General features: G+C 69.5%; 3 protein-coding genes and 2 pseudogenes. 3 read left to right on the top strand and 2 right to left on the bottom strand.

Annotated elements, in window-relative coordinates; translation table 11 throughout:
• Positions 1 to 283 (top strand): annotated as a pseudogene (locus tag QZV72_RS05100) (oligopeptide transporter, OPT family); the annotation flags it as partial.
• On the opposite strand, the gene QZV72_RS05095 reads toward QZV72_RS05100, so the two are convergent.
• Together QZV72_RS05095 and QZV72_RS05090 are read right to left on the bottom strand one after the other, a co-directional pair.
• On the bottom strand, positions 231 to 2,099 hold the full coding sequence (locus QZV72_RS05095) for a cation-translocating P-type ATPase (RefSeq protein WP_297005987.1): 1,869 nt from the start codon (positions 2,097 to 2,099) through the stop codon (positions 231 to 233). The pseudogene QZV72_RS05100 and the gene QZV72_RS05095 overlap by 53 nt on opposite strands.
• Positions 2,096 to 2,518, bottom strand: a complete 423-nt coding sequence (locus QZV72_RS05090; protein ID WP_297005986.1) for a metalloregulator ArsR/SmtB family transcription factor — start codon at positions 2,516 to 2,518, stop codon at positions 2,096 to 2,098. Before QZV72_RS05090 ends, QZV72_RS05095 begins: the two co-directional genes overlap by 4 nt.
• 112 nt (positions 2,519 to 2,630) lie before the next feature.
• Between QZV72_RS05090 and QZV72_RS05085 the strand changes: the two genes are divergently transcribed.
• Positions 2,631 to 3,194 carry an NADPH-dependent FMN reductase gene (locus tag QZV72_RS05085; RefSeq protein ID WP_297005983.1) on the top strand — a complete coding sequence of 188 codons (564 nt, stop codon included), beginning with the start codon at positions 2,631 to 2,633 and terminating at the stop codon, positions 3,192 to 3,194.
• A gap of 14 nt (positions 3,195 to 3,208) precedes the next feature.
• Positions 3,209 to 3,794: pseudogene (locus tag QZV72_RS05080) on the top strand (hypothetical protein); the annotation flags it as partial.

The raw sequence follows: 3,794 nt of genomic DNA, 5'->3' as shown, positions 1-3,794 counted from the left end.
GTACAACCGCTGGGCCGACCGCGCCGCGCGGAACGGGACGGTGAAGGACGCCGCAGACGCCAAACGGGTCGGCGTCCTCGGCGCGACCGGTCTGATCGTCGGCGAGTCCCTGTTCGGCGTGGTCAACGCCGGCATCATCGCCGCCACCGGTGATTCCGGGGCGCTCGGCATCATGCCCGACGGCTGGGCGGACGCCTCCCGGTGGGCCGGTGCGGTGATCTTCGCGCTGATCATCGTGCTCGTCTACCGCTGGTCGCAGCGGCGGGTGCAGGTACAGAACTGACGGGGGGAATCAGCCGTGCGGAATTGAGGATGAACGCGGTTTCTGAGCCGACGTGCACCAGTGCCGCGAGGATCGGGCTGAGAAGCCCGAATGCCGCGAGGACCATCCCGACGGCGTCGACCACGATGGTGCCGGTGAAGTTCGCCATGATGATCCGGCGGGCGCGCCGGGCGGTGCGCACGGTGGCGACGAGGTCGTCGAGGTCGGGGGTGATGAGGATGACGTCCGCACTGTCCTGGGCGATGTCGGTGCCGCTGCCCATGGCGATGCCGACATCCGCACGGGCCAGAGCAGGGGCGTCATTCACCCCGTCTCCGACCATGACCACCCGGTGACCCGCAGCACGTTCGTTGTCGATGACCCGCATCTTCTCCTCGGGACGCAGCCCGGCGTGGACCGTGGAGACGTCCACTTCCCGTGCGACCGCCCGGGCGGCGGGGGCGGCGTCCCCGGTGAGCATGACCGTACGCAGACCGAGGCTGTTCAACTGCTCCACCGCATGGCGGGCGGAGTCCCGGATCATGTCCTCGACGAGGATGGTCCCCGCGTAGTCACCGTCCACGCCGATGTACACCTCGGTGGCCGCCGAATGGTTGCTGACCTGTGGTGGGGCGTCGGGCACGAGGAGTCGGTTCCCGACCGCGACCCGGTGGCCGGCGACTATGGCGGAGACGCCCTGTCCCGGGATGTAGCTGAAGTCGGAGGCCGGATCCGCCGGCAGTCCCAGGTCCCGGGCACGGTCGGTGACGGCCTGACCCAGGGGATGCTCCGACCAGGATTCCGCGGCGGCGGCGAGGCGGAGCAGTGTGGTGGCGTCGACCCCCTCTGCGGGGAGGACGCCGGTCACCGTCGGGGTGCCGGTGGTGAGCGTCCCGGTCTTGTCGAAGATCACCGTGTCGACGGCGGACAACGCCTCCAGGTGCGCGCCGTCCTTGACGAAGGCGCCGGACCGGGCGACCCGGGCGATGGACGCGAGCACGGCCAGGGGCGTTCCGGCGGCGACACCGCAGGCGCCGGCGACGATGATCACCGAGATCGTGGCGGTGAGGTCGCGTGTCACCAACCAGGTGACCGCCGCAGCGGCCAGGGCGAGGTAGACGAGCCGGGCGGCCAGCCGGTCGGCGAGGCGCTGCACCGGCGGCTCCGAGTCCCGTGCCTGCCGGACCGCGGCGATGATGCGGCCGTAGGACGAGTCCTCACCGACCCGGTCCACCCGCACGTCGACGGCACCGGTCTGGTTGACCGATCCGGCGAGGACGCTGCTGCCCACGGTGATGTCCACCGGTAAGGGTTCGCCAGTGATCCGGGACTGGTCCACGCAGGACGCCCCCTCTGTGACGGTGCCGTCGACCGGTATCCGGTCGCCGGGGCTGACCACGATCGTCCGGCCCGGGCGGAGGTCGGCGAGCGGGACCGTTTCTGTCCCGGTGCCCCCGGTGCGCACCCGGGCAGTGTGGGGGAGGAAGGCCATGAGGTCTGTGAGGGCGTCCTGTCCGCGGTCCATGGACAGGTCCTCGAGGATCTCCGCAGCGAGGACGAAGGCGGTGATGACAAGGGCGGTGGTCCACTCGCCGATGGCCGCTGCGGCGGCGACGGCGATGAGCATCGACAGTTCCATGCTCATCCGGCGGTGCCGGATGTCCGTCACAGCCTCGGTGAGGATCGGCCAGCAGCCGTATACCAGGCCGATGACGGCGAGCACCGGGACGGTGGAGGTGGGCCAGCTCACTCCTGCCGCGACGGCGGCGGCGCAGAAGGCGACGACGAGCGTACGGACCAGATCGGCCCGGTCGATCCGGTCGAGGAGTCGGGTCATCGCGGCCCGTTCTGGCTGTCTGGGCCGACTGTGGTGCCCGTGGTGTAGGTGTCGCCGGAACGGTGGTGCTCCGGGACACTGTAACCGGAGCTGTCACCGGCGATGACGTGCTGGGCCTGGAACACAGCGTGGTTGACCAGCTCACGGGCGTGCTCGTCGATGAGCCGGTAGTACACGCGGTTGGCCTCCTTCCGGGGTTCGACGATCCTGCCCCAGCGCAGTTTCGCGAGGTGCTGGGAGATGACCGTGGGGGACTTGCCGACCCGGTCGGCGAGTTCACTGACGGAGTGTTCGCTGTGTCGCAGGGCGAGGATGATCCGGACGCGGGTGGCGTCGGCGAGCAGGGAGAAGACCTCGGCGGCGAAGTCGGCGTACTGGCTGTCCGGCGAGAACGTACATTTCTTAGTATCTTCACTCATGCTTAGATACTAAGGTTCCTTCCGGTGGGACCGCAAGGCCTGCACGGACCACCGGACCGGTACTACCGTAGTGGGGGTTTCATCCACCACCCGTCCCATGAAGGAGACCCCCATGACCCGCATCGGCATCCTCGCCGGATCCAGCCGCCCCGGCGCCCTGAACCCCCAGGTCGTCGCCTGGGTGAAGGCGCAGCTCGACGAGGCGGGTGTGGACAACGCCGTCATCGACTTCAACGACTACGACCTGCCGATTCTCGACGAGCCGATCCCCGGTGGCGCCCACCAGTACTCCCAGGAGCACACCAAGGCCTGGGGTGCCGCGGTCGAGCCCTTCGACGGCTACATCGTCGTCACCCCGGAGTACAACCACGGTGTGCCGGGCCCGCTGAAGAACGCCATCGACTTCATCGGCTCCGAGTTCGCCAACAAGCCGGTCGCCTTCGCGTCCTACGGTGCGGACAAGGGGGTGCGCGCCGTTGAACAGTGGCGCCTCGTGTTCGCCAACTTCCGCTCGGCGACGGTGCGGGCGACGGCGTCCTTCTCCACGTTCACGGATTTCACGGACGGGACGTTCACCCCGGCCGACGTCTCCGCCGGCACCTTCGGCGCGCTGCTCACCGACCTGCTCGCCTGGGCAGAGGGATTCGCCGTGGTCCGCGAAAAGCTGGCGAAGTAAGTTACACTTCCCGAATGACCTACCGCCACCCTCGCTCCCGACTCGTTGCCGCGGTTGTCGCGGTGTCCGCTGCTCTGGTGGTGAGCGGATGTTCCTCCGACGATGATCCGGACAGCACCGCCACCACATCGTCCACCACGACCACGACCCGACCTGAGGTGGTTCTGCCGACCGCCGCGGAGCTCGGTGAACTGCTGAACCGTGCGCTTGATCCGGCTCTGCCGGTGGAGGAGAAAGCCCTCACCGTGCAGGACGGCGACCAGGCCGGTGAGCTCTTCGACCGGATGACCCGTGCCGCGCAGGACTCCGGCGCGACCTTCGCTGTCGTCGACCCGGTGCTGCCGGGCGCCACCCCCGAGATCGCGCTGGCCACCGCCACCCTGACCCTGCCGGAGCAGGAGCCGAATGTGGTGGACAACGCCGAGTTCGTGAAGCAGGACGGGCGGTGGAAGATCTCCCGCGCCTGGGCATGCTCCCTGGTCGGCAGCGTCGCCCCCGCCGAGGACGGGGCAGTGCCCGCGTTCTGCAGCGGCGACGCTGCCCCGGCCCCCGGGCCCGCCCCGCAGGACGCCGCCCCGGTGGAGGATCCCGCCGTCGGCG

This window comes from uncultured Corynebacterium sp. (assembly GCF_902782855.1).
Lineage (GTDB): Bacteria > Actinomycetota > Actinomycetes > Mycobacteriales > Mycobacteriaceae > Corynebacterium.
The sequence above is the reverse complement of the archived record's forward strand: the minus strand, read 5'-3'. Positions and strand labels throughout refer to the sequence as shown.